General features: G+C 68.6%; 28 protein-coding genes. 14 read left to right on the top strand and 14 right to left on the bottom strand.

Annotated features, from left to right (window positions below):
- The first annotated feature begins 12 nt into the window (after positions 1–12).
- Genes ACXRVZ_RS01165 through ACXRVZ_RS01185 form a run of 5 tightly spaced genes read left to right on the top strand, consistent with a single transcriptional unit; the run spans position 13 to position 2,516 of the window.
- A complete protein-coding gene (locus ACXRVZ_RS01165) occupies positions 13–438 on the top strand; it encodes a thiol-disulfide oxidoreductase DCC family protein (protein ID WP_457425351.1) in 426 nt (141 codons plus the stop codon).
- Between the two features lie 19 nt (positions 439–457).
- Entirely contained in the window at positions 458–853 is a 396-nt protein-coding gene (locus ACXRVZ_RS01170; protein ID WP_457425350.1) for a hypothetical protein, read from the top strand.
- Between the two features lie 3 nt (positions 854–856).
- A complete protein-coding gene (locus ACXRVZ_RS01175; RefSeq protein WP_457425348.1) occupies positions 857–1,675 on the top strand; it encodes an NAD-dependent epimerase/dehydratase family protein in 819 nt (272 codons plus the stop codon).
- Positions 1,672–2,037 (top strand): DoxX-like family protein, encoded by a 366-nt coding sequence (locus ACXRVZ_RS01180; RefSeq protein WP_457425346.1) that lies wholly within the window; start codon positions 1,672–1,674, stop codon positions 2,035–2,037. The genes ACXRVZ_RS01175 and ACXRVZ_RS01180 overlap by 4 nt, the downstream gene beginning before the upstream one ends.
- The gene (locus ACXRVZ_RS01185; RefSeq protein ID WP_457425344.1) at positions 2,034–2,516 is read left to right on the top strand and encodes a DUF2269 family protein; all 483 of its coding nucleotides are present in this window, start codon (positions 2,034–2,036) and stop codon (positions 2,514–2,516) included. The genes ACXRVZ_RS01180 and ACXRVZ_RS01185 overlap by 4 nt, the downstream gene beginning before the upstream one ends.
- A 22-nt stretch (positions 2,517–2,538) precedes the next feature.
- Here ACXRVZ_RS01185 and ACXRVZ_RS01190 read toward each other — a convergent pair whose 3' ends face one another.
- The 5 genes from ACXRVZ_RS01190 to phaC form a co-directional block, all read right to left on the bottom strand.
- Complete coding sequence (locus tag ACXRVZ_RS01190) at positions 2,539–3,423, bottom strand: hypothetical protein (RefSeq protein ID WP_457425342.1); 885 nt, start codon at positions 3,421–3,423, stop codon at positions 2,539–2,541.
- A gap of 140 nt (positions 3,424–3,563) precedes the next feature.
- Positions 3,564–5,504 carry a methyl-accepting chemotaxis protein gene (locus ACXRVZ_RS01195; RefSeq protein ID WP_457425340.1) on the bottom strand — a complete coding sequence of 647 codons (1,941 nt, stop codon included), beginning with the start codon at positions 5,502–5,504 and terminating at the stop codon, positions 3,564–3,566.
- A 198-nt stretch (positions 5,505–5,702) separates the two neighbouring features.
- Positions 5,703–6,440, bottom strand: coding sequence for an acetoacetyl-CoA reductase (gene phbB, locus ACXRVZ_RS01200; RefSeq protein ID WP_457425338.1), 738 nt, complete (start codon positions 6,438–6,440; stop codon positions 5,703–5,705).
- 36 nt (positions 6,441–6,476) lie between these two features.
- Positions 6,477–7,661 carry an acetyl-CoA C-acetyltransferase gene (locus tag ACXRVZ_RS01205; protein WP_457425336.1) on the bottom strand — a complete coding sequence of 395 codons (1,185 nt, stop codon included), beginning with the start codon at positions 7,659–7,661 and terminating at the stop codon, positions 6,477–6,479.
- Between the two features lie 25 nt (positions 7,662–7,686).
- Complete coding sequence (phaC, locus tag ACXRVZ_RS01210) at positions 7,687–9,309, bottom strand: class I poly(R)-hydroxyalkanoic acid synthase (RefSeq protein ID WP_457425392.1); 1,623 nt, start codon at positions 9,307–9,309, stop codon at positions 7,687–7,689.
- A 185-nt stretch (positions 9,310–9,494) separates the two neighbouring features.
- Between phaC and ACXRVZ_RS01215 the strand changes: the two genes are divergently transcribed.
- Entirely contained in the window at positions 9,495–9,761 is a 267-nt protein-coding gene (locus ACXRVZ_RS01215; RefSeq protein ID WP_457425334.1) for a hypothetical protein, read from the top strand.
- Here ACXRVZ_RS01215 and pgeF read toward each other — a convergent pair.
- The gene (pgeF, locus tag ACXRVZ_RS01220; RefSeq protein ID WP_457425332.1) at positions 9,681–10,409 is read right to left on the bottom strand and encodes a peptidoglycan editing factor PgeF; all 729 of its coding nucleotides are present in this window, start codon (positions 10,407–10,409) and stop codon (positions 9,681–9,683) included. The genes ACXRVZ_RS01215 and pgeF overlap by 81 nt on opposite strands.
- Positions 10,399–11,034 (bottom strand): maleylacetoacetate isomerase, encoded by a 636-nt coding sequence (gene maiA / locus ACXRVZ_RS01225; RefSeq protein ID WP_457425330.1) that lies wholly within the window; start codon positions 11,032–11,034, stop codon positions 10,399–10,401. Before maiA ends, pgeF begins: the two co-directional genes overlap by 11 nt.
- 33 nt (positions 11,035–11,067) lie before the next feature.
- Between maiA and ACXRVZ_RS01230 the strand changes: the two genes are divergently transcribed.
- Both ACXRVZ_RS01230 and ACXRVZ_RS01235 read left to right on the top strand, forming a co-directional pair.
- Positions 11,068–11,622 carry an NUDIX hydrolase gene (locus tag ACXRVZ_RS01230; protein ID WP_457425328.1) on the top strand — a complete coding sequence of 185 codons (555 nt, stop codon included), beginning with the start codon at positions 11,068–11,070 and terminating at the stop codon, positions 11,620–11,622.
- 22 nt (positions 11,623–11,644) lie between these two features.
- Positions 11,645–12,403, top strand: coding sequence for a substrate-binding periplasmic protein (locus ACXRVZ_RS01235; RefSeq protein WP_457425326.1), 759 nt, complete (start codon positions 11,645–11,647; stop codon positions 12,401–12,403).
- Here ACXRVZ_RS01235 and ACXRVZ_RS01240 read toward each other — a convergent pair.
- Together ACXRVZ_RS01240 and guaD are read right to left on the bottom strand one after the other, a co-directional pair.
- Positions 12,400–12,594, bottom strand: a complete 195-nt coding sequence (locus ACXRVZ_RS01240) for a hypothetical protein (RefSeq protein WP_457425324.1) — start codon at positions 12,592–12,594, stop codon at positions 12,400–12,402. The two genes, ACXRVZ_RS01235 and ACXRVZ_RS01240, sit on opposite strands and share 4 nt — an antisense overlap.
- A gap of 98 nt (positions 12,595–12,692) precedes the next feature.
- The gene (guaD, locus tag ACXRVZ_RS01245; protein ID WP_457425322.1) at positions 12,693–14,000 is read right to left on the bottom strand and encodes a guanine deaminase; all 1,308 of its coding nucleotides are present in this window, start codon (positions 13,998–14,000) and stop codon (positions 12,693–12,695) included.
- Positions 14,001–14,039: 39 nt separating this feature from the next.
- Between guaD and xdhA the strand changes: the two genes are divergently transcribed.
- A complete protein-coding gene (gene xdhA / locus ACXRVZ_RS01250) occupies positions 14,040–15,518 on the top strand; it encodes a xanthine dehydrogenase small subunit (RefSeq protein ID WP_457425320.1) in 1,479 nt (492 codons plus the stop codon).
- On the top strand, positions 15,515–17,836 hold the full coding sequence (gene xdhB, locus ACXRVZ_RS01255; RefSeq protein ID WP_457425318.1) for a xanthine dehydrogenase molybdopterin binding subunit: 2,322 nt from the start codon (positions 15,515–15,517) through the stop codon (positions 17,834–17,836). Before xdhA ends, xdhB begins: the two co-directional genes overlap by 4 nt.
- Here the strand turns inward: xdhB and ACXRVZ_RS01260 are convergent.
- The 4 genes from ACXRVZ_RS01260 to polA form a co-directional block, all read right to left on the bottom strand.
- Positions 17,833–18,456 carry a response regulator transcription factor gene (locus ACXRVZ_RS01260; RefSeq protein ID WP_457425316.1) on the bottom strand — a complete coding sequence of 208 codons (624 nt, stop codon included), beginning with the start codon at positions 18,454–18,456 and terminating at the stop codon, positions 17,833–17,835. The two genes, xdhB and ACXRVZ_RS01260, sit on opposite strands and share 4 nt — an antisense overlap.
- Positions 18,457–18,487: 31 nt before the next feature.
- Positions 18,488–19,108 carry an AAA family ATPase gene (locus ACXRVZ_RS01265; RefSeq protein ID WP_457425314.1) on the bottom strand — a complete coding sequence of 207 codons (621 nt, stop codon included), beginning with the start codon at positions 19,106–19,108 and terminating at the stop codon, positions 18,488–18,490.
- The gene (locus ACXRVZ_RS01270) at positions 19,109–19,453 is read right to left on the bottom strand and encodes a type II toxin-antitoxin system prevent-host-death family antitoxin (RefSeq protein ID WP_457425312.1); all 345 of its coding nucleotides are present in this window, start codon (positions 19,451–19,453) and stop codon (positions 19,109–19,111) included.
- Between the two features lie 65 nt (positions 19,454–19,518).
- Positions 19,519–22,281 (bottom strand): DNA polymerase I, encoded by a 2,763-nt coding sequence (gene polA, locus ACXRVZ_RS01275; protein WP_457425310.1) that lies wholly within the window; start codon positions 22,279–22,281, stop codon positions 19,519–19,521.
- 42 nt (positions 22,282–22,323) lie between these two features.
- Here polA and ACXRVZ_RS01280 point away from each other — a divergent pair, with 42 nt between their 5' ends.
- From ACXRVZ_RS01280 to ACXRVZ_RS01290, 3 genes are read left to right on the top strand one after another with little or no spacing between them, the layout of a single operon-like run.
- The gene (locus ACXRVZ_RS01280) at positions 22,324–22,617 is read left to right on the top strand and encodes a hypothetical protein (RefSeq protein ID WP_457425308.1); all 294 of its coding nucleotides are present in this window, start codon (positions 22,324–22,326) and stop codon (positions 22,615–22,617) included.
- A 37-nt stretch (positions 22,618–22,654) separates the two neighbouring features.
- Positions 22,655–23,656, top strand: coding sequence for a homoserine kinase (locus ACXRVZ_RS01285; RefSeq protein ID WP_457425306.1), 1,002 nt, complete (start codon positions 22,655–22,657; stop codon positions 23,654–23,656).
- Positions 23,653–24,474: a BPSS1780 family membrane protein gene (locus tag ACXRVZ_RS01290; RefSeq protein WP_457425304.1), complete on the top strand. Its 822-nt coding sequence runs from the start codon at positions 23,653–23,655 to the stop codon at positions 24,472–24,474. The genes ACXRVZ_RS01285 and ACXRVZ_RS01290 overlap by 4 nt, the downstream gene beginning before the upstream one ends.
- Here the strand turns inward: ACXRVZ_RS01290 and ACXRVZ_RS01295 are convergent.
- Positions 24,465–24,887, bottom strand: a complete 423-nt coding sequence (locus ACXRVZ_RS01295; RefSeq protein WP_457425302.1) for a PaaI family thioesterase — start codon at positions 24,885–24,887, stop codon at positions 24,465–24,467. The two genes, ACXRVZ_RS01290 and ACXRVZ_RS01295, sit on opposite strands and share 10 nt — an antisense overlap.
- A gap of 63 nt (positions 24,888–24,950) precedes the next feature.
- Here ACXRVZ_RS01295 and ACXRVZ_RS01300 point away from each other — a divergent pair, with 63 nt between their 5' ends.
- Positions 24,951–25,763 carry a class I SAM-dependent methyltransferase gene (locus ACXRVZ_RS01300; RefSeq protein WP_457425300.1) on the top strand — a complete coding sequence of 271 codons (813 nt, stop codon included), beginning with the start codon at positions 24,951–24,953 and terminating at the stop codon, positions 25,761–25,763.
- Positions 25,764–26,073: the final 310 nt, after the last annotated feature.

The following is a 26,073-nucleotide window of genomic DNA, read 5'->3' on the forward strand; positions in this document are numbered from 1 at the left end:
GAAACAACAGCCATGACAATCAACAACACCGTCCACACCGTCTATTACGACGGCGCCTGCCCGCTGTGCAGCGGCGAGATGGCGCTGCTGATGGCGCGCAACGCCGCCGGCCGCCTGGCCTTCGTCGACATTGCCGCGCCCGGCTTCGATGCGGCACCGCTGGGTGCCAGCCTGAGCGCGATGCTGACCCTCATGCACGTGCGCCGCCCGGACGGCAGCTGGCTCATCGGCATCCCGGCCTTCGTCGTCATCTACGAGGCCACGGGCTTCGACGGCGTCGCCCGCTGGCTGCGCCGGCCCTGGTTCGCGCGCCTGGCCGCGCAGGCCTACCCCTGGCTCGTGCGCCACCGCTACCAACTGCCGCACACGCTGATCCGCACGGCCTTCAGGGTGCAGGAGCGCGCCTGCCCGGCCGACGGCACCTGCCAAACCCGTTGATTCAACCAAGGAGAGAACCATGTCCGAACTGAACTTCGCCCTCACCCTGTTCATCGCCATCGCCGGCCCCATCCTCGCGATCAGCTATCTGCGGCGCATCCTCGTGCCGGTGCTGAACGCGCTGTGCGTCGAGCCCATGCCGGGCGCCGTCGGCGCGCACTTCTGGGTGCGCAGCGCCTATGTGTTGGCCGTGGCCGGCACGCTGGTGCTGGCGCTGCTGTTCGGTGACTTCAAGGGCGAGCCGTTGGCCGCCGTGCACCGCGCGCTGTTGCTGGCTGCGGGTGGCTGCTTCGTCAGCATCGCCGTTATCACGCGCCGCGTTTGGGCGCCCGTGCAGCAGCGGCTGGCCAAGCCTGTGGTGGCGGCGCCCCGCGGTCCCGTCGCTGCAACCGCAGCCGCTGACAGGTGGGTCTGAGCCATGAAGATCCTCGTCATCGGCGCCGGCGGCTTCATCGGCAGCCACCTGTGCCGGGCGCTGGCCGATGCCGGCCATGAGACGGTGCGCGCCGGGCTGCGGCCCGTCACCGACTGGGAGCGGCCCGAGGCCTGGCGGCCACTGCTAGCGGGTGTGCAAGGTGTCGTCTATGCCGCCGGCTGCCTGCGCGACCAAGCGGGCGGCGTGGCCGACCTGCTCGACCTGCTGCACCACCGCGCACCGGTCGCACTGGCCGCGGCTTGCGAGGCGGCGGGCGTCGGCCGCTTCGTCCACGTGTCGGCGCTGTGCGGCGGCGTCAGCGCCTATGCGCGCAGCAAGCATGCTGGAGAGGTCGCACTGGTCGGCCGCGCCTGCATCGTGCGGCCCAGCCTCGTCGTCGGGGTGGGCGGCGTCAGCAGCCGCATGCTGGACCTGCTCGCCCGCCTGCCCTGGCTGCCGCTACCCGCCGAGGTGGCGCGCTGCCGCGTGCAGCCCATCCGCGTCGAAGACTTGGCGGCCGGCATCGTTGCGGCGCTGGCCTCGCCGCAACTGCACGCCTCGTGGACGGCGGTAGGTCCCGAGGCCGCCACGGTGGCCGAGTGGATCGCCCGCCGCCGCACGGCACGCGGCAACGGCCCGGCCCGCCACATCGAGCTGCCACGGGCGCTGACACGCGCGTCGGCACGGCTCGGTGATCTGGTCCCGCAGGGCCCCTGGTGCAGCACGGCGCTGGAGCTTCTCGCCCACGACAGCGCCGAGCCGCAAGCCCAGTCACCTCTGGGCCGGCCGCTGCGCGATGCGATGGAAGGCGCCTGGGCATGAAGAGGATGACCCTGGCCCGCGCGTCCCTTGTGCTGCTGTGGTGGGGCACGGTGGCGGCCAGCCTGCACGACGGCGGCGCGGCCGGCATCGCGCTGTTGCAGCAGGCCACCGGCATCGCGCCTGGCGCCGCGTTGGCCCTGGTGCTGCTCGGCTGCGCGTGGGACGTCGCCATCGGCCTGCTCCTGCTGCTTCGCCCAGGCGCCCTCGCCTACCGCCTCACTGCGGCCGGCGTCATCGGCATGACGCTGCTCGCCACCGCCCTCGTGCCCTCGCTGTGGCTGGACCCCTTCGGCGCGCTGCTGAAGAACCTGCCCGTGCTGGCGCTGCTCGCGCTCATGGCAGAGAAGGAGGCTCAAGCATGAACAGCTACCTGTTCGTCAAATGGCTGCACATCGTCTCCAGCGTGCTGCTGGCCGGCACCGGCTTCGGTTCGGCCTTCTACCTGTTCTTCGCCAACCGTAGCGCCAGCCTGCAAGCCCGCGCCGTCGTCGCCCGCCTCGCCGTGCGCGCCGACCTGTGGTTCACGACGCCGGCCGTGATCGTGCAACCCGCCACCGGTATCTGGCTCGCGCACACCGCCGGCTGGCCGCTGACAACGCCGTGGCTGCTCGCGTCGCTGCTGCTCTATGCGCTGGCCGGCGCCTGCTGGCTGCCGGTGCTGTGGCTGCAATTGAAGATGGCGCGCGAGGTCGAGGCCGCGCTGGCCGAGCGTCGGCCGCTGTCAGTGCAATACCGGCGTTGGCAACGCGCCTGGGAATGGCTGGGTTGCCCGGCCTTCGCGGCGATGCTTGCGGTGTTCTTTTTGATGGTGAACAAGCCGGCGCTGTGGGTTGGGCCATAGCGGCAGCGACCAGCCCACACAGCTACTTGGGACAGAGCATGAACGGCACGGTCTTGGCGCAGCGGCCACAAGAGGGAATGATTTGGCCCTCGTTCGGTCCGCCGCCGTAGATCTCGGTCATCGCAACCGGATAGTCCCCACAGCGGATGGCGTGCTGCACGAGGCGCGGCGCGGCACATTGGTAGTCGAAGTTCTGCACGCTGTCGTTCGGCACCGGTTCGCCACGCCGATTCAGGATCGGCAATGCCAGAGGCGGGCAGTAGACGAAACCAAGACCGTCACACAGGCTCTTGAAGAAGGTGTCGAGCTTCTTGCTCGAATGACTCGCGTACACGGTGTTCTTGTCTGCCACCTGCAGCACCCCGATCATTGCTTCCTTGGTGGCCTGGTACAGATAGGAGCCGCTGTTCTTGGTGCTTGCACGGAGAACGTTGCGAATGCCCTGCAGCAGGTCCTGCGCCTTTTTCTCGGTGTTGCTGTTGCCGCTGTTCGTCGAAGGCATGACGTGCAACGCCGAGACCTCGTCGCAGAGGTCGCAGCGCCTGGCCCACGGGCCCACCACCAGCGCGCCCTCGGCCTGCCCGTCTTGACGGTAGATGTCCACCATGCCGTACTTTGTCCCCTTCAAGCGTGACTCGACCAGTTTCACGTCGGGCTCTGGGATCGCATGGTTGAACTCGGTGGTGTGAAGAAAGCCCTCGGCTCCCTTGTGCCGGCCCGATTCCACCAGCACCTGGTACCAGTAGTTGGGATCCAGCCCGTCCGCCAGTGGCAGGCCTTCACGCCTGGGGTCCACCATGCCGAGGATGGACACCTGGGCCGGCGCGTGAAGTTCGATCTTGGGAACGAAGTCCACGCCACCCTTGTCGCGCAGGCGGACCGGATGATCAATCAGATATCGGCTCATGACGTCTCCTTTGGGCGCAGTCATCTTGCCCGCCGACCGACGACTTGACGACCCCCAGAAGAACCGATGACCCCCTCGCTATCGGCTGCCGCTCGACCCGCGAAGTGCGATGCCACCCAAAGCGCAAACAGGCTGGGAATTCACGCCTGTGCCGTGCGAAACCTCGCCGCCGCATCCCGCAACTGGCCGGCCCGATCCTCCAGCAGCGACGCCGACGCCGCCGTCTCCTCGACCAGTGCCGCGTTCTGCTGCGTCGTCGAGTCCACCTCGCGGATGGCCGCGGCCAGTTGGCGGATCTGGTCAGCCTGCGATGACGACTGGCTGGTGATGTCGCCGACGATGGCCGCCACCCGATGGATGGCCTGCACGATCTCGCCCATGGAGCCGCCGGCCTGGGTCACGTAGGTCTCGCCTTGGTGGACGGTCTCAATGGACGTGTTGATCAGCGTCTTGATCTCTTTCGCTGCTTCGGCCGAGCGCTGGGCCAGCGAGCGCACCTCGCTGGCAACGACGGCGAAGCCGCGGCCCTGCTCACCCGCGCGCGCGGCCTCGACGGCGGCGTTGAGCGCCAGGATGTTGGTCTGAAAGGCGATGGAGTCGATGACCTGGATGATGTCGCCGATCTTCCGCGAGCTGGCGGTGATCTCGCCCATGGACTGCACCGCGCGATTGACGATCTCGCCGCCGCGGCCTGCCAGCCCGGCGGCGCCCTGCACCAGGTCATGGGCCTCGCGGGCGCTGCTCATGTTGTGGTCGACGGTCTGCTCCAGCATGCCGGTGCTGGCGCTGGTCTGCTCGACGACGGAGGCCATGGCATTGCCGCGCGATGACAGGTCGCGGTTGGCGCCCGAGATCTGCGTGGCCGACGTGGAGATGTGCTCGGCCCCTGCACGCACCTCGTGCACCAGGCCGCTGAGGCGATGCACGGCGTCGCGCAGCGCGTTGGTGGCGAGGACGACCTCGTCGCGGCCGTCCAGCGCCTCGGTGTCGCCGAGGTCGCCTGCACCCAGGGCCTCGATGCGCCGACCCAGGGCCACGCAGGTGCTCAGCGCCGCCATGTAGTAGCTGATCAACGCATAGGCGGCGATGGTGACGAAGGCGATGGCCAGCGTCATGGCCGTCCACAAGCCACGGGTCAGGCGCTCGACGCGCACCGTGACCAGTTCGGCCAGACGTGCCTCGGCTGCGCGCTGCAGCTTGTCGGCCGCGGCGATCTGTTCGGTGCCCAGCGCAAACCAGGCGGCCGGCTCGACCTTGGGCGCCTCACCCAGCACGAAGCTCTGGCCGAACTTCTCGCGGAAGTCCTTGCGGATGCGGTCGGCAAGCTGCAGGTCTAAGCCTTTGACCGCGTCCGGGTTGGCGGCGGCCACGCGGGTCAATGCGCCGGTCAGGCGGGTCAGGTATTCCTCGGTCAGCGTGTCGGCTTGATGCAGACGCTGCTGCACGCCATAGGGCGGCGTGCCCATCTGCGCGGCGGCCGAACCCAGCGCGCGCATGCGGCCGATGGCGTCCTGCAGGCGCGGCAGCGCGTCGGTGACGGTGAGCATCAGATAGTAGGTGTCGGCGTCAGGGTCCAGCGCGAGGTTGGACTCGGAGGACGCCTGCTCGATGAGCGCCTGGGCCGCGTCGGTCAGCGCATAGCCGGCGTTGATGACGGCCTCGGGCTCGCCCGCGCCCACAGCCACCAGCGCCTTGGCCTTGTCGCGCGTGGCGGCCAGGCCGGGGGCCAGCTTCAGCGGGTCCTGCGCTGCGGCAATGAGCTGCTCCACCGCCTGAGCCTGGGTGTTGAAATTGGTCAGCGCAGCGTCCCGCTTGGCCTCCGCGCCGGGCGACTTGGCGCTCAGGCCGATGGACGTGCCGCGCAGCACCATGGCCGCATTCAGCACGCTGCTGACCTGGCGAACCTGGACGATGCCGACCAGTTCCTTGGCCGAGAAGTCGCGCGCGTCGGAGCGGTCCCCCGCCAGCGACACCAGCAGGTAGACCAGCGGGATCGCAAAGCACAGGCAGACGATGAAGAACTTGTGCGCCATCGGCAGGCGGCGCATCAGGCTGACGGCGGGCAGAAAGACGAGGTTCATCCGACTCATTCCCAACCGCTGGTAGCGGCATCAGCGTCGAAATGTAGTTAGCTCAGGTCGCCGATTGCATGGGGCATTCGCGAGGTGCGGCGTCGTTTCACGCCCAAGCGTGTTTTATTGCCAGTCGCCACGGGTCACGCAGAAAAAAGCCGGCTGCCGGAGCAGCCGGCTTGGCCTTGGCTTCACCCAGTGGGTGAGTTAGCCCATGTGCATGCCGCCGTTGCAGGAGAAATCGGCGCCGGTCGAGAAGCCCGAATCCTCGCTGGCCAGCCACACGACGATGGAGCCGATCTCCTCGGGCTTGCCCAGGCGCTTGACGGGGATGGTTGCGACGATCTTCTCCAGGATCTCGGGCTTGATGGCCTTGACCATGTCGGTGCCGATGTAGCCCGGGCTGACGGTGTTGACCGTCACGCCCTTGGATGCCAGCTCCTGCGCCAGCGCCATCGTGAAACCGTGCATGCCGGCCTTGGCGGCCGAATAGTTGGTCTGGCCGGCCTGGCCCTTCTCGCCGTTGACGGAAGAGATCTGGATGATGCGGCCCCAGCCCTTTTCGACCATGCCCGGCACGACCTGCTTGGTCACGTTGAACATGGAGTTCAGGTTGGTGTCGATGACGGCCTTCCAGTCCTCGGGGCTCATCTTCAGGAACATGCGGTCGCGCGTGATACCGGCGTTGTTTACCAGCACGTCGATGGCGCCGTGCTCGGCGATGGACTTCTGGAAGGCCTCGACCGTGGAGTCCCAATCGGCCACGTTGCCGACCGAGGCGTGGAAGCTGAAGCCGAGGGCCTGCTGCTCGTCCAGCCACTTCTTGGCGTCGCGGCTGGGACCGCAACCGGCGATGACCTTGAAGCCGGCCTTGGCGAGCTTCTGGCAGATGGCGGTACCGATGCCACCCATGCCGCCCGTAACGTAGGCAACTTTTTGGCTCATGGTTTTGTCTCCTTCAGTGGTGATTTGAAAACTCGTTCAGCGCTCAACGGTCAGGGCCACGCCCATGCCGCCGCCGATGCACAGCGACGCGATGCCCTTCTTGGCATCGCGCTTGACCATCTCGTGCAGCAGCGTGACGAGCACGCGGCAGCCGCTGGCGCCGATGGGGTGGCCCAGCGCGATGGCGCCGCCGTTGACGTTGACCTTGCTCATGTCCCAGCCCATCTCGTTGTGCACGGCGCAGGCCTGGGCCGCGAAGGCCTCGTTGATCTCCAGCAGGTCCAGGTCGGCCGGCTTCCAGCCGGCACGCTCCAGCGCCCGCTTGGCGGCGGGTACGGGGCCCATGCCCATGTAGGCGGGGTCCAGGCCAGCGGAGGCGTAGGAGGCGATGCGCGCCAGCGGCGTGAGGCCCAGCGACGCGGCCTTGGCGGCCGTCATGACGACCACGCCGGCCGCGCCGTCGTTCAGGCCCGAGGCGTTGCCGGCGGTGACGCTGCCGGCCTTGTCAAAGGCGGGGCGCAGGCCGGCGAGTGCCTCGGCGGTGGACTTGCGGTTGATGAACTCATCGTTGGCGAAGACGATGGGGTCGCCCTTCTTCTGCGCGATGCTGAAGGGGACGATCTCGTCCTTGAAGCGGCCGGCGTCCTGCGCGGCGGCGGCCTTTTGCTGCGAGCCGAAGGCCAGTGCGTCCTGCTGCTCGCGGGTGATGCCGTACTTCTTGGCGATGTTCTCGGCGGTGATGCCCATGTGGTACTGGTTGTACACGTCCCACAGGCCGTCAACGATCATCGTGTCGACCAGTTTCCAGTCGCCCATGCGTTGGCCGTCGCGCGAGCCCGGCAGCACGTGGGCGCTCAGGCTCATGCTCTCCTGGCCGCCGGCGATGACGATGTCGCTGTCGCCGTCACGGATGGCCTGTGCCGCCAGCATCACGGCCTTCAAGCCCGAGCCGCAGACCTTGTTGATGGTCATGGCCGGCACCACGTTCGGCAGGCCGGACTTGATGACCGACTGGCGGGCCGGGTTCTGGCCCACGCCGGCCGTCAGCACCTGGCCGAGGATGACCTCGTTGATCTGGTCGTCCGCCAGGCCGCTGCGGCGCAGCAGGTCCTGGATGACGGCGGCGCCCAGCTCGGTGGCGGGCGTCTTGGCGAGCGTGCCGCCGAACTTGCCGATGGCGGTGCGCGCGGCGGCGACGATGACGATGTCTTGTTGGCTCATGGTGTGTCTCCTTCGATATAAAAGATCAGGCTTTGACCTTGACGTAGCGGCCGGGGGCCGACTCGATGGGCTTGAACTTGCGGTTGCCCGGCGTCTTGGGCGCGGGCTTGGCCTCGCCGGCGTGGGAGGCCAGCCAGGCTGACCAATCCGGCCACCAACTGCCCGGGTGCTCCGCGGCGCCCTGGAACCAATCGTCGGCCTCAACCGGCAAGGTAGCACCCTTGGCGATCCAGTGGCTGCGTTTCGGTGGCTTGCCCGGCTTGGGCGGCGGGTTGATGACGCCCGCGATATGACCCGAGGCGCCCAGCACGAAGCGCTTCTTGCCCTTCAGCACCTGCGTGCTGGCATAGGCGCTGGTCCAGGGCACGATGTGGTCGTCGCGGGAGCCGTAGATGTAGACCGGCGCGTCGATGGCGCCCAGGTCCAGCTTCTCGCCGCAGACGGTCAGCTTGCCCGGCTGCTTCAACTCGTTCTGCAGATAGGTGTGGCGCAGATACCAGCAGTACATGGGGCCGGGCAGGTTGGTCGAATCGCCGTTCCAGTAGAGCAAGTCGAAGGGCGGCGGCGCCTCGCCCTTGAGGTAGTTGCCGACGACGTAGTTCCACACCAGGTCGTTGGGGCGCAGGAAGCTGAAGGTGGTGGCCAGCTCCTGGCCGTGCAGCAGCTGCGGGCCCTTGGGCGACTGGGCGCTCAGCGTGGTCTCGCGCAGCCGCACCGAGGCCTCGTCGACAAAGATGTCCAGGATGCCGTTGTCGGCAAAGTCCAGCAGCGTGGTCAGCAGCGTGACGCTGGCGGCCGGCTGCTCACCACGCGCGGCCAGCACGGCCAGTGCGGTGGCGAGGATGGTGCCGCCGACGCAGAAACCCAAGGTGTTGATCTGCTTCTGGCCGGAGATCTCCTGCGCCACGCGGATGGCTTCGATGGCGCCGGTTTCGATGTAGTCGTCCCAGCCCAAGTGCTTGATGGACTCGTCCGGGTTGCGCCAGCTGACGACGAAGACGCGGTTGCCCTCGGCCACGGCATAGCGGATCAGCGAGTTGTCGGGCTGCAGGTCGAGGATGTAGAACTTGTTGATGCAGGGCGGCACCATCAGCAGCGGCCGGGCGGCCACTGAGGCCGTCAGCGGTACGTATTCGATGAGCTGGAAGAGCTCGTTCTCGAACACGACGTTGCCGGCGGTGGTCGCCACGTTCTTGCCGACCTCGAAGGCGCTCTCATCCGTCTGCGACACATGGCCGCGCTGCACATCGCCCCACAGCTGCTGCATGCCGCGGGCCAGCGTTTCACCCTTGCTGTCCAGGGCCAGCTTCTGCGCCTCGGGGTTGAGCGCCAGGAAGTTGCTGGGCGAGGCGGCGTCGACGAACTGCTGCACCGCGAAACGGATGCGCGCCTTGGTCTTGTCGTCGCCCTCGATGGCCGCAGCCATCTGCTGCATGGTGCGGCCGTTGAGCAGGTAAAGCTGGGTCACGAAACTTGCGACCGGGCTGGCCCGCCATTCGGGCGCCGCGAAGCGGCGGTCGCTGATGGCCGGAGCCTCGCCCTGGCCCAGCGACGCATTCCACAAGGCTGAGGCCTGCTTCAGGTAGTCGGCCTGCAGGTCGGCCAACGCGTTGGGGGAAATCTGCGGCAGGTGGGTCATCTGCTGCATCAGGTCTGCGAACGGTTGCTGCGCCTCCGTGGCGGAGGGTGCTTCGTTCTTCTTGCGGGTGGCCATGGATCTCCTAGGAACTCTGACGCCTCTGCGGTGCTGCGCCGGTCCGTTGCAATAAGCTTGCCACATCCCGACTACACGGGGCCAACTTGTAAACCCGGGCGCTGACGCGCCCATGACACATGTATCTCGTTGCCATTGCCTGGGCCTATGTTGCGCTGATGATGGCCGCAGCGGAAGCCATCAGCCCTCAGGGCACCCTCTTCGGCGCCCTGGTCACGCTCATCCTCTATGGCGTGCTGCCGCTGGGCCTGCTGCTCTACATCCTCGGCACGCCGGGCCGCAAACGCAGGCGGCGTGCAGCAGAACTAGCGAACGAGGCTGATGCAGGCGGCCATGCGCCCGCGGGGCCGGCCCAGGGACTCACCCCGGAACGAGAAGAAGCGTGAATCATCGGTCAGCGTGCACCAGCCGCCGCCGCTGATTTGGGTGACATTGACCGCCATCAACCTTTCGCGAGCCAGCAAGGGCAGGTCGGCTCGCCAACGAGGCTCGGGGTTGGGCCGGTAGAGAAAAGCAGGCTGGTCGCGCGCTATGGGCTCACGGCCGAAGGCGGTCACGACCTCGGGGCCGACCTCGAAGGCCTCGGGCCCGATGCTGGCGCCCAGCCAGGCCTTCACGTCGCGCGGCTCGCAGCCGGCGGCGGCGCAGAGTTCGGCCACCGTGTTCTCCAGCACGCCCGCCGCCAGGCCGCGCCAGCCCGCATGCGCACCGGCCACGCCGCCGGGTGCGGAGAAGAGCACGGGCAGGCAGTCGGCCACCAGGATGGCGACGGCCAGCTCGGGGTCGGTGGACACGGCGGCATCCGCCGTGGGCGCGTTGTCGTCATGCCAGTCGGCGCGCAGGCGCACGACATGGGCGCCGTGGACTTGGTCGAGAAACACGGGCCGCGCGCCGAGCAGTTCCGCGAGGCCGGCGCGATTGACCCTGACCTCGTCCGGGTCACCCGCCTTGCGGCCGAAATTGAGGCCAAGCGTTGTCATGAAGGCCGTCACGCCGGGCCAGTCGGGCCGCAGCCAGTTCGGATCAAGCAGCATCAGGGCAGGCGTCCGGGTGGGTGCTGGCAAAGGCGGGCAGCGTCAGGCAGGCGGCATTGACGCGCAGCACCGTGGGGAAGTCCTCCAGCGGACATTCAAAGCGCTGGGCGTTGTAGACCTGGGGCACGAGCAGGCAGTCCGCCAGCCCCGGCGTGTCGCCAAAGCTGAACTGCCCTGCCGTCTTGGCCAGCCGCTGCTCGACGATGGCCAGGCCCGTAGCGATCCAGTGGCGGTACCAGGCGTCCACCTCCTCCTGTGACTGACCCAGGCCGTGCTTCAGGTGGCGCAGCACGCGCAGGTTGTTGATGGGGTGGATGTCGCAGCCGATGTCCTGGGCCAGCGCCCTCACCTGCGCGCGGCCGACGGCATCGCGCGGCAGCAGCGGCGGCTCGGGATGGGTCTCGTCCAGGTACTCGAGGATGGCCATGGACTGGCTCAGCCAGGTGCCGTCGTCCAGCACCAGGGCCGGCACGAGATGCGACACCTGCTGCGCCGCGAAGGCGCCGGCGAACTGCTCGTTCTTCGCCAGGTGGATGGACTCGTAGCCGTAGTCCAGCCCCTTCAGCGCCAGGCCGATGCGCACACGCCAGGAGGCCGAGGAACGGAAGTAGTTGTAGAGCTTCATGCCCGTCATTTTGCGACCTCTAAACTCGATGTCATGCCCTTCCCCAGCCGCTTCAAGCACTGCCCGAACTGCGGCACCGCCGTGGACTACCGCATCCCGCCGGACGACAACCGCGAGCGTGCCGTCTGCCCGGGCTGCGCGGCCATTCACTACCAGAACCCGCTGAACGTCGTCGGCACGCTGCCGGTCTGGGAGGAAGACGGCCGCGTGCTGCTGTGCCGCCGCGCCATCGAGCCGCGCCACGGCCTGTGGACGCTGCCGGGCGGTTTCATGGAACTGGGCGAGACGACCGCCGAAGGCGCGCTGCGCGAGACGCACGAGGAAGCCGGCGCCGACGTGGAGATGGGGCCGCTCTACACGATGCTCAACGTCGTGCGGGTGGGCCAGATCCACCTCTTCTACTACGCGCGGCTGCGCTCGCCGGAGTTCAACCCCGGCCCCGAGTCGCTGGAGGCACGGCTGTTTGCCGAAGCCGAGATTCCCTGGGACGAGATCGCCTTCAAGACCTCGCGCGAGACGCTGCGCTGCTTCTTCGATGACCGCCGCGCGGGCCGTGAGCTGAGCCTGCATTCCATCGACATTCCCTGAGCCGCGGCGCATCATCCTCGCCATGCAGACGCGCCGCATCTGGTTGGGTTGCATGGGCGCGCTGGCCATGGCTGGGCCGGCACGCGCCGCGCCGCTGCGCGCCGTGGGCTCGCAGTTCGCGCGCATCTTCGAAGGCGCCGAAGGCCAGGCGCCCAAGGGTCTGGCGGTGGACCTGCTGGGCCAGCTCTTCGGTGACGGCCTACGCTGCGAATGGCTGCCCTGGGCGCGCGCCCAGCTGATGCTGGAACAGGGCGAGGCCGACGTCCTCATCGGCCCCTACCGCACGCCGGAGCGCGAAGCGCGCATGCTGTTCAGCGTGCGCTCCTTCTACTCGGACGCCATGGTCTGGTATGCACGCCGCGGCGAGGAGGCGCGCTGGACGGGCGAGTTCGGCGAGCTGGCGCAGCTGCCCGTGGCCGCAGTGCGCGGCTGGGCCTATGGCAGCCGCTTCGAGCGCATGAAGACCTCGATGAATCAGCTGACCTTTGTGCAGAATGTCGACGCCGGCCTGCAGATGCTGACCAAGAAGCGCGTCGAGCTGTTCGCGGCGAATGACCGCAACTGCCAGCCGGTGCTGCAACGCCTGAACCTGACGGACGCCGTCGTGCGCTGCTCGCCGCCGCTGGACGTGCTGCACGGCCACATGGCCTTCGGCCGCAGTGCCAGTGGCGAGGCGCTGGCCCAGCGCTACGACCAGGCCTTCGAGCGCTGGCTGCGCGGCGCGGACGCGGCGGAGCTTTATCGCCGCTGGGGCGTCGAAAAGCCCGTCACCGCCACCTAGCGCCCGCCGCCCAGCACGCGCGCCGGCAGCATGACGACGGCGCGCAGCAGCGCGAACACGCCGTCGACGGCGATGCCCAGCAGCCGGAAGGGCAGCGTGATCAGCCAGACCAGCGGCCACAGCAGCAGGGCCAGGATGGCCAGCGGCCAGCAGACGATGAACAGGATGCACCAGAGCAGAAAGCCGAGCATCTCGAAACTCCATTTATGCGGACAGGCTGCACCTTAGCCGGCGCCGACTCGCAATGCAGCCAGCTTGCGACGAAACGGTGCTTGGCCGAGATGGGCCGTCAGACGCGCTGACGGCCGGCCACGTAGCAGGCGGCCAGGTTGCGCTCGTCCGCCAGCGTCATCCACGCGAAGACGCGCTCGTGCAGCTCGCGGGCCACGGCGTCGCGCGCCTCAGCAACCGGGCCCTTGGCCCAGTCCCACACGCAGATATCCGCCGTCTGGCCGACCGACAGCCCGCCGATCTCGCCGCCCAGCTGCAAGGCCTCGGCCGCGCCGCGCGTGCTGGCGTGGAGCGCCGTCCAGGCGGTCAACCGTTCGCCGCGCAACGCCTGGATCTTGTAGGCGTCCAGCATGTTGCGCGGCAGGCTCAGTGAGGTGCCGCCACCCACATCGGAGGCCAGGCTGACGTTGAACGGCACGCCCGTCCAGTCGAACAGCCCGCTGCCCAGGAAGAGATTGCTCGACGGGCAATGCGCCACCTGGGCACCGCGCTCGGCGATCAGGCGTTTGTCAGCGTCGTCCAGCCAGATGCCGTGGGCCAGCACCGCGCGCTCGTGCACCAGGCCCACGCGCTCGTAGACGTCCAGGTAGCTGCGCGCCTCAGGGAAGAGCTGGGCCACCCAGGCGACCTCGGCGCGGTTCTCGGCCACATGGGTCTGCATGTAGAGGCTGGCGTCGGCCCGGCACAACGCACCGGCCATGGCGAGCTGCTCGGGCGTGCTGGTCGGCGCAAAACGCACGGTGACGGCATAGGCAAGGCGGTCGCGACCGTGGAAGCGCTGGATCAGGTCGGTGCATTCCCGCTCGGCCTGCACCACATCGTCGCGCAGGCCGTCGGGCGCGTGGCGGTCCATCAACACCTTGCCGGTGATGAGGCGCATGCCGCGCGCGGCGGCGCTTTCGAACAAGGCCTCGGCCGAGACCTTGTGCACGGTGGCGAAGACGACGGCCGAGGTCGTGCCGCTGGCCAGCAGCGCGTCCAGGAAGACCTCGGCACCGGCATGGCTACGGGCAGGGTCGGCAAAGGCACATTCGCTGGGGAAGGTGTAGCGCTCCAGCCAGTCCAGCAGCTCGGTGCCGTAGGAGCCGATGACCTCCAGTTGCGGGCAGTGGACATGGGTGTCGATGAAGCCCGGCAGCACCAGCTGGCCGGCATGGTCCTTGCGCGCCCAGCTGCCGTCGGGCTCGGCGGCCTGGCGCCCGACGATGCGGCCGTCCTCGATCAGCAGCCAGTGATCGCGGTCGAAACGCACCACGGGGGTGTCCGTCTCGCCCCAGGCGGGTGCGGCCGTGAAGTCGAGCAGATCGCCCCGCAGCGCCCATCGCCGGGGGCTGTCAGCGAATTTTTCCTGGTTAGTAAAACTCATATGGCAATTCTGGGGCAAGGTTCGACAATCGAGGCCAGCATGAATACTCGACCCATCCGCTTTTTCCACCGCGGCGAGGTCGTCGAGGTGGCCGACCTGGCCCCGACGACGACCGTGCTGCAGTACCTGCGCGAGCACGCCCACTGCACCGGCACCAAGGAAGGCTGCGCCGAGGGCGACTGCGGCGCCTGCACCGTCATCCAGGGTGAACTGGACGCCGCGGGCCAGCTGCAGCTACGCAATGTCAATGCCTGCACGCAGTTCCTGCCCACGCTGGACGGTCGCGCGCTGCTGACCGTTGAAGACCTGGGCGGGCCCGAGGTGCTCAACCCCGCCCAGCAGGCCTTGGTGGACTGCCATGGCTCGCAATGCGGCTTCTGCACGCCCGGCTTTGTCATGACGATGACGACCTGCTACGAGGCCCACCAGGCCGCCGGCACGCGCCCCGACCGCCAGGAGCTGGCCGACGCGCTGGCCGGCAATCTGTGCCGCTGCACGGGCTACCGACCCATCCTGGACGCCGGCGAGCGCATGTTCGACGCGCCCGCCCGCCTGCTGGACCGGGAGCCCATCGCCGCCGCGCTGCGCGAGCTGGTCAACGGCGAGCCGCTGGACTACCAACACGCCGGCGAGCGCTTCCACGCGCCGCAGACCATTGCCGACCTGGCCCTGCTGCGCGAGACCTACCCGCAGGCCACGCTGCTGGCCGGATCGACCGACATCGGCCTGTGGGTCAACAAGCAGTTCCGCGAGCTGCCGGCGCTGATCTACACCGGCCGCGTCGAGGCGCTGCGCGAGATCCGCGCGGAAGACTTCGACGCCCAGCCGGGCCTGTGGATAGGTGCGGCGGCTTCGCTCGAAGATGCCTGGGCCGCGCTGACCGAACTGGCGCCGTCTCTCGCCGAGCTGTGGCGGCGCTTTGCCTCGCCGCCGGTGCGCCATGCGGGGACTCTCGGCGGCAACATCGCCAACGGCTCGCCCATCGGCGACGGCGCGCCGGCCCTCATCGCGCTGGGCGCCGACGTCATCCTGCGCCGCGGCACCCAGCAGCGCCGCCTGCCGCTGCAGGACTTCTATCTCGACTACATGAAGAAGGACCTGCAGCCCGGCGAGTTCGTCGAGGCGCTGCATGTGCCGCGGCCGGACACGAGCTGGGCGATCTCCGCGCACAAGGTCTCCAAGCGGCATGACAGCGACATCTCCGCCGTCTGCGCCGTGCTGGCGCTGCAGCTGCGCAACGGCAGCGTGCAGCAGGCCCGCTTCGTCTTCGGCGGCATGGCGGCCATCGTCAAGCGCGCGACTGCGGCCGAGACCGCTGTCGTGGGGCAGCCCTGGGTCGAGGCGACCGCCGAGGCCGCCGCCGCCGCGCTGGTGAAGGACTTCAAGCCCATGACCGACGTGCGCGCGTCCGACCGCTACCGGATGAAGGTCGCGCAGAACCTGCTGCGCAAGCTCTGGCTGGAAAGCCTGGATCGGCGTACGGTGACGGTCTGGCGGATCGCGAGGTTGGCCGCATGAACAAGCCCGAAATCCTGGTCGTGAACGAGCCCGTCGTCGGCCGGTCGCTGCCGCACGAGTCGGCCCACCTGCACGTCAGCGGCGCCGCGCCCTACACCGACGACCTGCCCGAGCCCGCCGGCACGCTGCATGCGGCGCTGGGCCTGTCGCCGATCGCCCACGGCAAGCTGCTGGGCGTGGACCTCGAACGCATCCGCAAGATGCCCGGCGTCGTCGCGGTGCTCACGGCGGCCGATATCGCCGGAGAGAACAACTGCGGCCCGCTGCTGCATGACGATCCCATCCTGGCCGACGGCGAGCTGCGCCACGTCGGCCAGCCGGTGTTTGCCGTTATCGCGACCGACCGCGAGCTGGCACGGCGCGCGGCCGGGTTGGCGAAGCAAGTCATCCAGGCCGAGCCGCTGCCGCCGGTGCTGACGGCGCTGGCCGCCCATGCGCTTGGTCAGTACGTGCTGCCGCCCATGCACCTGACGCGCGGCGAGCCGTCGGAGCAGCTCGCCGCCGCGCCGCACCGCCTGCAGGGCACGTGGAGCCTGGGCGGCCAGGAGCAGTTCTACCTGGAAGGCCAGATCAGCCTGGCCGTGCCGCAGGAAGGCGGCGACGGCATCCTCGTGCACTGCTCGACCCAGCACCCGAGCGAGATGCAGCAGCTCGTCTCCCATGCGCTGGGCTGGCCGGCCCACCGCGTCGTCGTGCAATGCCGGCGCATGGGTGGCGGCTTTGGCGGCAAGGAATCGCAGTCGGCCGTGTTCGCCTGCGTGGCCGCCATCGCCGCGCTGAAGCTGAAGCGGCCCGTCAAGCTGCGCGTGGACCGCGACGACGACTTCCTCATCACCGGCCGTCGCCACGGCTTCGACTACCGCTGGGACGTGGGCTTCGACGCTGAAGGCCGTATCCTCGCGGCGGACGTTGACCTGATCTCCAACGCCGGCCACAGCGCCGACCTGTCCGCGCCCGTCATGGCCCGTGCGCTCTGCCATTTCGACAACGCCTACTGGCTGCCGCATATCGCCATGCACGGCTACTGCGCCAAGACCAACACGCAGAGCAACACCGCCTTCCGCGGCTTCGGCGGGCCGCAGGGCGCCATCGCCGTCGAGATGATCCTGGACGGCATCGCCCGCCGGCTCGGCGTGGATGCAGCCGAGGTGCGGCAGCGCAACTTCTACGCGCCGGGCCGCGACGTGACGCCCTACGGCCAGCAGGTCGCGGAACTGCACGCGCAGCCGCTGACGGCCCAACTGCTGGCCAGCAGCCGCTACGCCGAGCGCCGCGCGGAGATCGCTGCCTTCAACGCGAGCAGCCGCGTGCTGAAGAAGGGCCTGGCCTTCACGCCGGTCAAGTTCGGCATCTCCTTCAACGTCGTCCACCTGAACCAGGCCGGCGCGCTGGTCCACGTCTACACCGACGGCTCGGTGCTGGTGAACCACGGCGGCACGGAGATGGGCCAGGGGCTGAACACCAAGGTCGCCCAGGTCGTGGCGCATGAGCTGGGGCTGCCTTTGAGCAGCGTGCGCTGCTCGGCGACGGACACAAGCAAGGTCGCCAACACGTCGGCCACGGCAGCGTCCACCGGCAGCGACCTGAACGGCAAGGCCGCGCAGGACGCCGCGCGCAAGATCAAGGCGCGGCTCACGACCTTCGCGGCCGAGCGCTTCGGCTGCGCGCCGGAACTCATCGCCTTCGAGGGCGGCCAGGTCAGCGGCGGTGGGCAGAGCCTGTCGTTCGCAGAACTCGTCGCTGCGGCCTACCTGAAGCGCGTGCAGCTCTGGAGCGACGGCTTCTACACGACGCCCGGCCTGCACTGGGACCGCGCCAAGCTGCAGGGCCACCCGTTCTACTATTTCGCCTGGGGCGGTGCCGTCTGCGAAGCTGTCGTCGACACGCTGACCGGCGAGAGCCGCATCACGCGCGCCGATCTGCTGCACGACGTCGGCACCAGCCTGAACCCCGCGCTGGACATCGGCCAGATCGAAGGCGGCTTCGTCCAGGGCATGGGCTGGCTGACGATGGAGGAGCTGGTGTGGCACCCCGTCACCGGCCTGCTGACGACGCACGCGCCCAGCACCTACAAGATCCCGACCGCCAACGACTGCCCGCCCGAGCTGAACGTCGAGCTGTTTGGCGTGGCCAACGCCAGCGAAACCATCCACCGCAGCAAGGCCGTCGGCGAGCCGCCGCTGCTGCTGGGATTTGCGGCGCTGCTGGCGATCAAGGATGCCTGCGCGGCCTGCGGGCCGGAGCGCTGTGACCCGCCGCTGCGTGCGCCGGCCACGGCCGAGGCGGTGCTGGACGCGATCGACGCCGTTCGGGTCTAACGCGCCTTTTGCGTTGCCGCGACAACGGCCTGGGTGCGGGAGCTGACACCCAGCGCCTTCAGCACCGCTGCGACATGGTCCTTCACCGTGTCGACGCTGACACCGAGTTCGCGGGCGATCAGCTTGTTGGGCAGGCCCTCGACCAGCAGATTCAGCACGGTCTTCTGGCGCGGCGTCAGCGGCAGATGGGCCCAGTCCTGCGGCGGCTGTGCGGCCTGCGGTGCAGGTTTGCCGGGCAAACGCGTCAGCGTCGGCACATAGGTGCCACCGGCCAGCACGAGGTGCAGCGCCTGCACCAGCGTGCTCAGGTCGCTGCGCTCGGGCACATAGCCCATCGCGCCGGCGCCCAGGGCGTGCAGGGCGTCATCGGTGCTGTCGGTGCCTGAAATGACCACCACGGGCAGCGACGCATGTTCGTGATGGATGTGCTGCAGCAACTCGGCGCCGCCGTCCACGCGCAGGTCCAGCAGCATCAGGCCCGGCAGTGACTGCTCCAGCACGGCGCGTGCCGCAGCGCCGCTGTCGACGCCCTGCACCTGGGAACCGGCGAAATGCTGCTCGATCAGCCCGGTGAGCGCGGCACGCACCATCGGGAACGCGTCGACCAGCAAGACCCTCATCTTTTCCTCCCCCAAGTGAAGACGATGATAGTCAACGCAAGGCGGCGGCCAGCAGGGGTTTGGCCCAGGCGGGCACGCTGCGCAGCGGCGCATGCGAAACCGTGCGGCCCGCCTGCATCTGCAGCAGCAACACCGGCTGAGGCCGCTTGCCGGCGCGCGGGTCGGCCTCGAAGCTGTTGTCGTAGATGCGCAGGCTGGCCAGGTGCGGCATCAGCTTGACGAGGTTGCTGCGGCTGGCGTCGAAGCGCTCACGCACTTTCGTCTCCGGGATGTCATGCCCGCCGGCCGCCACGCGCGCGGCGATGCGGCGCAGATGCAGCTCGGGCGTCGCCAGGCCGGCGAACCAGACATGCACCTGGGCGCCGTTGCGGGCGCCATCCAGCAACAGCTTGACGATGCTCTTGCCGCCCAGCGTCGTCTCGAAGGCATAGGCACCACCCTCTGCCAACGCCTGCTCCAGCCTGCGGCGGCCGACCCTCCAGGCCAGGCCATTGGCTTGCTCTGCGCTCAAGCCGGGTTGCTGCTCGCGTATCTGCGCAGCGGCGGCGTCGGGGTTGAAGAACTCGGCGCCACTGCCCTGGAGGGCGGCGCCGCCTAGCGAACTTTTGCCAGCGCCGTTGACACCGGCCAGCACGAAGATCGCCGCCGGCACTCAGGTCGCCTTGCGACGCGGCTTGGCGGCTTTCACGGCAGCGGCACCAATGGCTTCGGGCGTCATCGCGAAGGCTTGGGTCAACGCCTCGCGCTGTCCTTGCATACGAGCGAACATCGCGTCGAACTCGCCGCCCAGGGCGCCCAGGTCGGGCTCGGCGGCGCGCTGCATCTCGCGATAGCGCTCCACCGACATCAGCACAAAAGCGGGTTGATCGTGCTTGGTGATGAGCACGGCGCCGTGGGTGGCCACTTGGCGGCCGACCTGCTGGATGCCGGCCACGAGCTGGGTGGCCGAGACGCTGGGCAATTGATCGGCGAGGGCTTGTTCGAGGACGGCGGACATGGGCTGCTCCTGGTCAGATTCGCCTATTTTCCCTATTTTGGGAAAAATAGGAAATCACCGGGCTTTCAATGCGCCTCTTCCCAGTTCGAGCCCACGCCGACCTCGGCCAGCAGCGGCACCTTCAGCGCCGCCACGCCGGCCATCAGGCGCGGCACCTCGGTGCGCATCCAGTCCAGCTCGGCCTCGGGCACCTCGAACACCAGTTCGTCGTGCACCTGCATGACGATCTTGGCCTGTTTGCCGGCGCGTTCCAGCTCGGCCTGCACGGCCAGCATGGCCAGCTTGATGAGGTCGGCCGCCGTGCCCTGCATGGGCGCGTTGATGGCCTGGCGCTCGGCACCCGCGCGGCGCTGGCCGTTGCCGCCACGGATCTCGGGCAGGTAGATGCGCCGGCCGAACAGCGTCGACACATAGCCCAGCTCGGCCGCGCTCGCCTTGGTCTCGTCCATGTAGGTCTTCACGCCGGCAAAGCGGGTGAAGTAGCGGTCGATGTAGTCCTTAGCGGCCTTCTGCTCGATGCCCAGAGCCGAGGCCAGGCCGAAGGCGCCCATGCCGTAGATGAGGCCGAAGTTGATGGTCTTGGCGTAGCGGCGCTGCTCGTTGGACACCTCGGCCAGCGCCACGCCGAACACTTCCGACGCCGTCGCCCGGTGCACGTCCTGGCCTTCCTGGAAGGCCTTGAGCAGGCCCGGGTCCTCGCTGATGTGGGCCATGATGCGCAGCTCGATCTGCGAGTAGTCGGCGCTGACGATGCGGCAGCCCTCGGGCGCGATGAAGGCCTCGCGCACGCGCCGGCCCTCGGCCGTGCGGATGGGGATGTTCTGCAGGTTGGGCTCGTTGCTGGACAGCCGCCCCGTGATGGCCACCGCCTGTGCGTAGTTGGTGTGCACGCGGCCGGTGTGGGCGTTGATCTGCAGCGGCAGCTTGTCGGTGTAGGTGCTCTTGAGCTTGGACAGGCCGCGGTACTCCAGGATCTTGGCCGGCAGCGGGAAGTCGGCGGCAAGCTCGGTCAGCACTTCTTCGTCGGTGGACGGCGCGCCGGTGGCCGTCTTCTTCACGACCGGCAGGCCCAGCTTGGTGAAGAGGATGTCGCCGATCTGCTTCGGGCTGCCGATGTTGAAGGGTTGGCCGGCGATGTCGTAGCACTGCGATTCCAGCAGGACCAGGCGCTGGCCGATCTCGTGGCTTTGCGCCTGCAGCCGCCCGGCGTCGATCAGCACGCCCTGGCGTTCGACACGCGCGAGCAGGTCGGCCGTGGGCATCTCGATGTCGCGGTAGATGTACGTCAGGCCCGCATCGGCCTCGATCTGCGGCCACAGCACGCCGTGCAGGTGCAGGCACATCTCGGAGTCCTCGCCCGAGTACGTCGTGGCCTTGTCGACGCTGACCTGCGCGAACGGGATCTGGTGCGCGCCCTTGCCGCACAGGTCCTCGTAGCTCAGGCCCTTGCGGCCCAGGTGGCGCTCGGCCAGCGCTTCGAGGTTGTGGGTCTTGTGGGCTTCGAGCACATAGCTCTGCAGCAGCGTGTCGTGCTGCACGCCGGCCAGCGCGATGCCGGCGTTGGTCAGCACATGGCGGTCGTACTTGAGGTTCTGGCCTATCTTCTTGGCGGACTCGTCCTCCAGCCAGGGCTTGAGGCGGGCCAGCACCTCGTCCATGGGCAGTTGCTCGGGCGCGTCCGGGCCGCTGTGGTGCAGCGGGATGTAGGCCGCCTCGCCCGGCTTGTCCGCAAAGGAGATGCCGACGATGCGCGCGGCCATCGGGTCCAGCGAATCGGTCTCGGTGTCCAGCGCGCACAGGGGTGCGGCGCGCAGGCGGGCGATCCAGGCGTCGAGCTGGTCGAAGCTGAGGATGGTCTCGTACTGGCGCGCCAAGTCGCTTGCGCCGGCCGGCGGCTCGGGTTCGTCGAACAGGCCGGGGTTGGCCGCGGGCGCCGCCTTGGCCTTCGGCGCAGGCGCCGCGCCGGTCAGCTCCTCCAGCCAGGCCTTGAAGCCGTTGCGCGTGTAGAACTCGCCCAGCGCCTTCTTGTCCGGTTCGCGGAAAGCCAGCTCCTCCAGCGCGGGCCAGCCGGCCACATGCTCGGCCAGCTCGCAGTCCACCTTCACGGTGACCAGCTTGCGGCCCATGGGCAGCCAGTCGAGCGCCGCGCGCAGGTTCTCGCCGGCCTTGCCCTTGATCGCGGCTGCGGCGGCAATGACGCCGTCCAGCGAGCCGTACTCGGCGATCCACTTCGCAGCAGTCTTCGGGCCTACGCCGGGCACGCCCGGCACGTTGTCCACCGTGTCGCCCATCAGCGTCAGGTAATCAATGATGCGGTTGGGCGGCACGCCGAACTTGTCGAACACGCCGGCCTCGTCCAGCCGCTCGTTGCTCATCGTGTTGATGAGTTCCACGTCGGGGTTCACCAACTGGGACAGGTCCTTGTCGCCCGTCGACACGATGACGCGGTGGCCCTGGCCGGCGGCGATGCAGCACAGCGTGCCGATGACGTCGTCCGCCTCCACGCCCGGCACCGTCAGCGTGGGCCAACCCAGCAGCTTGACGACCTCGTGGATGGGCTCGATCTGCGCGCGCAGCTCCGGCGGCATGGGCGAGCGCTGCGCCTTGTACTCGGGGTACCACTCGTCGCGGAAGGTCGGGCCGGACGCGTCGAACACGCAGACGGCGTGTTCGGCGCCGACATCGCTCTGCAGTTTCTTCAGCATGGCCACCATGCCGCGCACCGCCCCGGTGGGTTGGCCTTCCGGCCCGCGCAGGTCGGGCATGGCATGGAAGGCGCGGTAGAGATAGCTGGAACCGTCGACCAGCAGCAGGATGGGTTTACTCATAGCCAGGCATTCTCGGCGAGCGCGCCACCTAGAATCGGCAGCATGCGTCTCCTTGCCGTACCCCTGCTGATCGCTGCCTTCGCCGGCAGCGCCTTCGCCGACCCGCCGCCCGAGCCCAAGGTCGAGAAGACCGTGTCCGAGGACGATCAGGTGCGCATCGAGGAGTTGAAGGTGCGCGGCGAGGCCAAGAAGGTCACGGTCAAGAACAAGCTGACCAAGGCGCCGGACTACGAAATCGTCGTCAACGACGCGGGCCGCGAGTCGGCCGGCGGCACCGGCACGGGCATGCCCAAGAGCGGCTCGGGCTCGCGGGTCTGGAACGTTCTCAAATTCTGATTGCGCGCGGCCCCCGGGTCGCCAATTTCCCAGACCCATGGCCGTTTTCACCGAAGTCAGCGCCGAGCAGGCCCAAGCCCTGCTGGACCACCTCCAACTCGGGAGCCTGAGCTCGCTGCGCGGCATTGGCGCCGGCATCGAGAACACCAACTATTTTGTCGACTGCACGCGCGACGGCCATCTGCACCGCTATGTGCTGACGCTGTTCGAGCGCCTGACGGCCGAACAGCTGCCCTTCTACCTGCGGCTGATGCAGCACCTGGCGCAGCGCGGCGTGCCGGTACCCGAGCCGCATGCCGACACGACCGGCGAGATCCTCTTCGAAGTAGCCGGCAAGCCCGCGGCCATCGTCGACCGCCTGCACGGCGGCCACCAGATGGCGCCCGACGCCTTCCACTGCGCCCAGGTCGGTGCGACGCTGGCGCGCATGCACCTGGAAGGCAAGAGCTACCCGCTTAACCAGCCCAACCTGCGCGGCCTGGCCTGGTGGCGCGAGGTGGTGCCGCAGTTGCTGCCCTTCCTGGCCGCCGAACAGGCCGAGTTGCTGAAGAACGAGCTGGCCTACCAGGAGCAGTTGGCTGCGTCCGCCCGCTATGGCGACCTGCCGACCGGGCCCATCCACGCCGACCTGTTCCGCGACAACGTCATGTTCGAGCCCGGCGAGGGCGCGGGCCGTGAGCGGCTGACCGGCTTCTTCGACTTCTATTTCGCGGGTGTCGACACCTGGCTGTTCGACATCGCCGTCTGCCTGAACGACTGGTGCATAGACCTTAGCGACGGCCGCCTGATTGAGGACCGCGCCGCCGTCTTCGTCGACGCCTACGAGCGCGTGCGGCCGCTGTCCGGCGCCGAGCACCGCCTGCTGCCGGCCCTGCTGCGCGCGGCGGCGCTGCGCTTCTGGGTGTCGCGCCTGTTCGACCTGCACCTGCCGCGCGAGGCGTCGCTGCTCAAGGCGCATGACCCCAGCCACTTCGAGCGCGTGCTGCGCGAGCGCATCGCCAAGCCCTGGCATGCGCTGCATGGCGAGGCCGCCGAATGACGATGCAACTGCATCTGCAGGACGTCCCGGCGCGCAACGGCCGGCTGTGGATACGCCATGGCTTCAAGGTCTTCCAGCGCCAGCCGCTGGCCTTGTCCAGCCTGTTCGGCCTCTTCCTGTTCGTCGGCTTCGTCGCCTTGCTGCTGCCTGGCGTCGGGCCGCTGCTGACCTTTGCCTCGCTGCCGCTGCTGTCGCTGGGCTTCATGCTGGCCACCCACCTGGTGCTGCAAAAGAAGACGCCGACGGCCAGCGTCTTCGCCGCGCCGCTGAAGCTGACGCCCGAGCGCCGGCGCAGCCAGCTCATCCTGTGCTTCAGCTATGCCGTCGCCGTCGTGCTGATCGGCCTGTTGGCCGACTGGGTGGACGGCGGCAGCACACGCGACCTGCAAAAGCTCATCGCCGAGAACGCCGACAACGAGGTCATCGCCCAGGCCGCGCTGGACCCGCGCCTGTTCTGGGGCGTGGCCACGCGGCTGGGCCTGGTGACGCTGCTGTCCGTGCCCTACTGGCATGCACCGGCCCTCGTGCACTGGGGCGGCCAGGGCGTGGCGCAGGCGCTGTTTTCCAGCACGCTGGCGCTGTGGCGCAACAAGGGGGCTTTTGCGCTGAACGCCCTGCTCTGGGCCGCTGTGCTGATGGCCGTGGCCGGTGTCATCAGCCTGGTGTTCGGGCTGCTGGGCCTGGCGCAGTTCGCGCCCATGGCGCTGATGGCCACCGGGCTGCTGCTGTCGACGGTGTTCTACGCCTCGCTGTACTTCAGCTTCGTCGACTGCTTCATGTTCGGCGCGCCGCCGGGGCTGCTCGACGATCAGACCTGACGGGGAATGGCGTAGGTGCCGGTGGCATGCGCGACCGGCTCGTCTTCACCCTCTGAATAGATCCACACCTCGCCCACCGCGAGCGTTTTTCCCAGCTTCATCAGCCGGCAGCGCGCCACCACGCGCCGGTCCGCGCGCGGCTTGCGCAGGAAGTTGATGGAAAGGTTCGTCGTCACCGCCAGCGGCACGATGCCGATGCGCGCCAGGATGGCGATGTAGAGGGCCACATCGGCCAGCGTCATCATGACCGGGCCCGACACGGTGCCGCCGGGCCGCAGCTCCGTCTCGCCCACCGGATGGGCCACGACGACGCTGCCGTCCTCGTCCACCTCCTCCAGCATGCAACGGTTCTGCGGGAACTCGGCCTGCAGGAAGGCGGACAGCTCCGCGTGTGAGGGACGGTGTTCGGTCATGGCGAATTGCAAGGAATTGCGAAGACAGCGCCGGCGAGCCTAGCACCGGCTCAGAATCGGCCCATGAACCTCGCCGACCGTGGCTTCACCGGCTCCATCCCGCAGCTCTACGAGCGCTACATGGTGCCGCTGATCTTCGAACCCTTTGCGGTCGATCTGGCGGCACGCGCCGCCGCGCTGCAGCCGGCCCAGGTGCTGGAGATCGCCGCCGGCACCGGCGTGCTCACGCGCCGCCTGGTGGCCGAGCTGCCGAAGAGCACGAGCATCGTCGCTAGCGACCTGAACGCCACCATGCTGGACATGGCCGCCACGCTGGGCACGGAGCGCCCCGTCGAATGGCGGCTGGCCGACGCCATGGACCTGCCCTTCGCCGACGGCAGCTTCGACCTCGTCGCCTGCCAGTTCGGCGCCATGTTCTTCCCCGACCGGGCGCACGCCTATGCCGAGATCCGCCGCGTGCTGAAGCCGGGTGGCTTCTTCCTGTTCAACGTCTGGGACCACATCGACAGCAACGAGCTGGCCCAGACCGTCACCGACGCCCTGGCGCAGGCGTTCCCGGACGACCCGCCGCGCTTCATGGCGCGCACGCCGCATGGCTATCACGACGTCGACGTGCTGCGGGCCGACCTGGCCCAGGGCGGCTTCGAGCGCGAGGCCGACATCGTCACGCTGCCGCTGCGGGCATGCGCCGAATCGTCGGCTGGCCCCGCGCTGGGCTACTGCCAGGGCACACCGCTGCGCAACGAGATCGAATCACGCGCGCCGGGCCGCCTGCCTGAGCTGACGGCCCATGTCGCCCAGGCCATAGCCTCACGCTTCGGCGTGGGCGCCATCGACACGCTGATCCAGGCCCACGTGGTCATCGTGGGCCGCTGAGGGTCTTGCGGGCCGAGCGCCGGGCCGCTCCCAAGCCGGCCCGCTTAGGCGATGTGCGAGCGGCTCAATGCCGCGAGCATCGCCGTCCCCTTGTATCTTTCCAATCAAGCATTTGGCGGCACGCGCTGAATGCCTTCCGTGTCGCGGTAGCTGCGCCAAACCTGTTGTCCCCCGGAGCTTGAAGTTCGTCCCCGAGCCTATGGTCAACGCAGCCACCCGTCTTGTCCAACCGTGTAGCCCGAACAGTTGCCAATCATGAGCATGCATCCGCAAGGTGGGGTAGCGAACCCGGTTCGTCGCATCAACGTCG

The organism is Roseateles sp. P5_E8, from assembly GCF_054177665.1.

Excerpts from the sequence above, each read along its gene's own strand:
- ACXRVZ_RS01175 (WP_457425348.1), top strand. The coding sequence starts at position 857 with ATGAAGATCCTCGTCATCGGCGCCGGCGGCTTCATCGGCAGCCACCTG.
- ACXRVZ_RS01180 (WP_457425346.1), top strand. The coding sequence starts at position 1,672 with ATGAAGAGGATGACCCTGGCCCGCGCGTCCCTTGTGCTGCTGTGGTGG.
- pgeF (WP_457425332.1), bottom strand. The coding sequence starts at position 10,409 with ATGCTGCTTGATCCGAACTGGCTGCGGCCCGACTGGCCCGGCGTGACG.
- ACXRVZ_RS01205 (WP_457425336.1), bottom strand. The coding sequence starts at position 7,661 with ATGAGCCAACAAGACATCGTCATCGTCGCCGCCGCGCGCACCGCCATC.
- xdhB (WP_457425318.1), top strand. The coding sequence starts at position 15,515 with ATGAACAAGCCCGAAATCCTGGTCGTGAACGAGCCCGTCGTCGGCCGG.
- ACXRVZ_RS01190 (WP_457425342.1), bottom strand. The coding sequence starts at position 3,423 with ATGAGCCGATATCTGATTGATCATCCGGTCCGCCTGCGCGACAAGGGT.
- ACXRVZ_RS01300 (WP_457425300.1), top strand. The coding sequence starts at position 24,951 with ATGAACCTCGCCGACCGTGGCTTCACCGGCTCCATCCCGCAGCTCTAC.
- xdhA (WP_457425320.1), top strand. The coding sequence starts at position 14,040 with ATGAATACTCGACCCATCCGCTTTTTCCACCGCGGCGAGGTCGTCGAG.
- phaC (WP_457425392.1), bottom strand. The coding sequence starts at position 9,309 with ATGCAGCAGATGACCCACCTGCCGCAGATTTCCCCCAACGCGTTGGCC.
- ACXRVZ_RS01165 (WP_457425351.1), top strand. The coding sequence starts at position 13 with ATGACAATCAACAACACCGTCCACACCGTCTATTACGACGGCGCCTGC.
- ACXRVZ_RS01285 (WP_457425306.1), top strand. The coding sequence starts at position 22,655 with ATGGCCGTTTTCACCGAAGTCAGCGCCGAGCAGGCCCAAGCCCTGCTG.
- ACXRVZ_RS01280 (WP_457425308.1), top strand. The coding sequence starts at position 22,324 with ATGCGTCTCCTTGCCGTACCCCTGCTGATCGCTGCCTTCGCCGGCAGC.
- ACXRVZ_RS01270 (WP_457425312.1), bottom strand. The coding sequence starts at position 19,453 with ATGTCCGCCGTCCTCGAACAAGCCCTCGCCGATCAATTGCCCAGCGTC.
- ACXRVZ_RS01170 (WP_457425350.1), top strand. The coding sequence starts at position 458 with ATGTCCGAACTGAACTTCGCCCTCACCCTGTTCATCGCCATCGCCGGC.
- ACXRVZ_RS01215 (WP_457425334.1), top strand. The coding sequence starts at position 9,495 with ATGTATCTCGTTGCCATTGCCTGGGCCTATGTTGCGCTGATGATGGCC.
- ACXRVZ_RS01240 (WP_457425324.1), bottom strand. The coding sequence starts at position 12,594 with ATGCTCGGCTTTCTGCTCTGGTGCATCCTGTTCATCGTCTGCTGGCCG.
- ACXRVZ_RS01260 (WP_457425316.1), bottom strand. The coding sequence starts at position 18,456 with ATGAGGGTCTTGCTGGTCGACGCGTTCCCGATGGTGCGTGCCGCGCTC.
- ACXRVZ_RS01230 (WP_457425328.1), top strand. The coding sequence starts at position 11,068 with ATGCCCTTCCCCAGCCGCTTCAAGCACTGCCCGAACTGCGGCACCGCC.
- ACXRVZ_RS01290 (WP_457425304.1), top strand. The coding sequence starts at position 23,653 with ATGACGATGCAACTGCATCTGCAGGACGTCCCGGCGCGCAACGGCCGG.
- maiA (WP_457425330.1), bottom strand. The coding sequence starts at position 11,034 with ATGAAGCTCTACAACTACTTCCGTTCCTCGGCCTCCTGGCGTGTGCGC.
- ACXRVZ_RS01195 (WP_457425340.1), bottom strand. The coding sequence starts at position 5,504 with ATGAACCTCGTCTTTCTGCCCGCCGTCAGCCTGATGCGCCGCCTGCCG.
- phbB (WP_457425338.1), bottom strand. The coding sequence starts at position 6,440 with ATGAGCCAAAAAGTTGCCTACGTTACGGGCGGCATGGGTGGCATCGGT.
- ACXRVZ_RS01295 (WP_457425302.1), bottom strand. The coding sequence starts at position 24,887 with ATGACCGAACACCGTCCCTCACACGCGGAGCTGTCCGCCTTCCTGCAG.
- polA (WP_457425310.1), bottom strand. The coding sequence starts at position 22,281 with ATGAGTAAACCCATCCTGCTGCTGGTCGACGGTTCCAGCTATCTCTAC.
- guaD (WP_457425322.1), bottom strand. The coding sequence starts at position 14,000 with ATGAGTTTTACTAACCAGGAAAAATTCGCTGACAGCCCCCGGCGATGG.
- ACXRVZ_RS01185 (WP_457425344.1), top strand. The coding sequence starts at position 2,034 with ATGAACAGCTACCTGTTCGTCAAATGGCTGCACATCGTCTCCAGCGTG.
- ACXRVZ_RS01235 (WP_457425326.1), top strand. The coding sequence starts at position 11,645 with ATGCAGACGCGCCGCATCTGGTTGGGTTGCATGGGCGCGCTGGCCATG.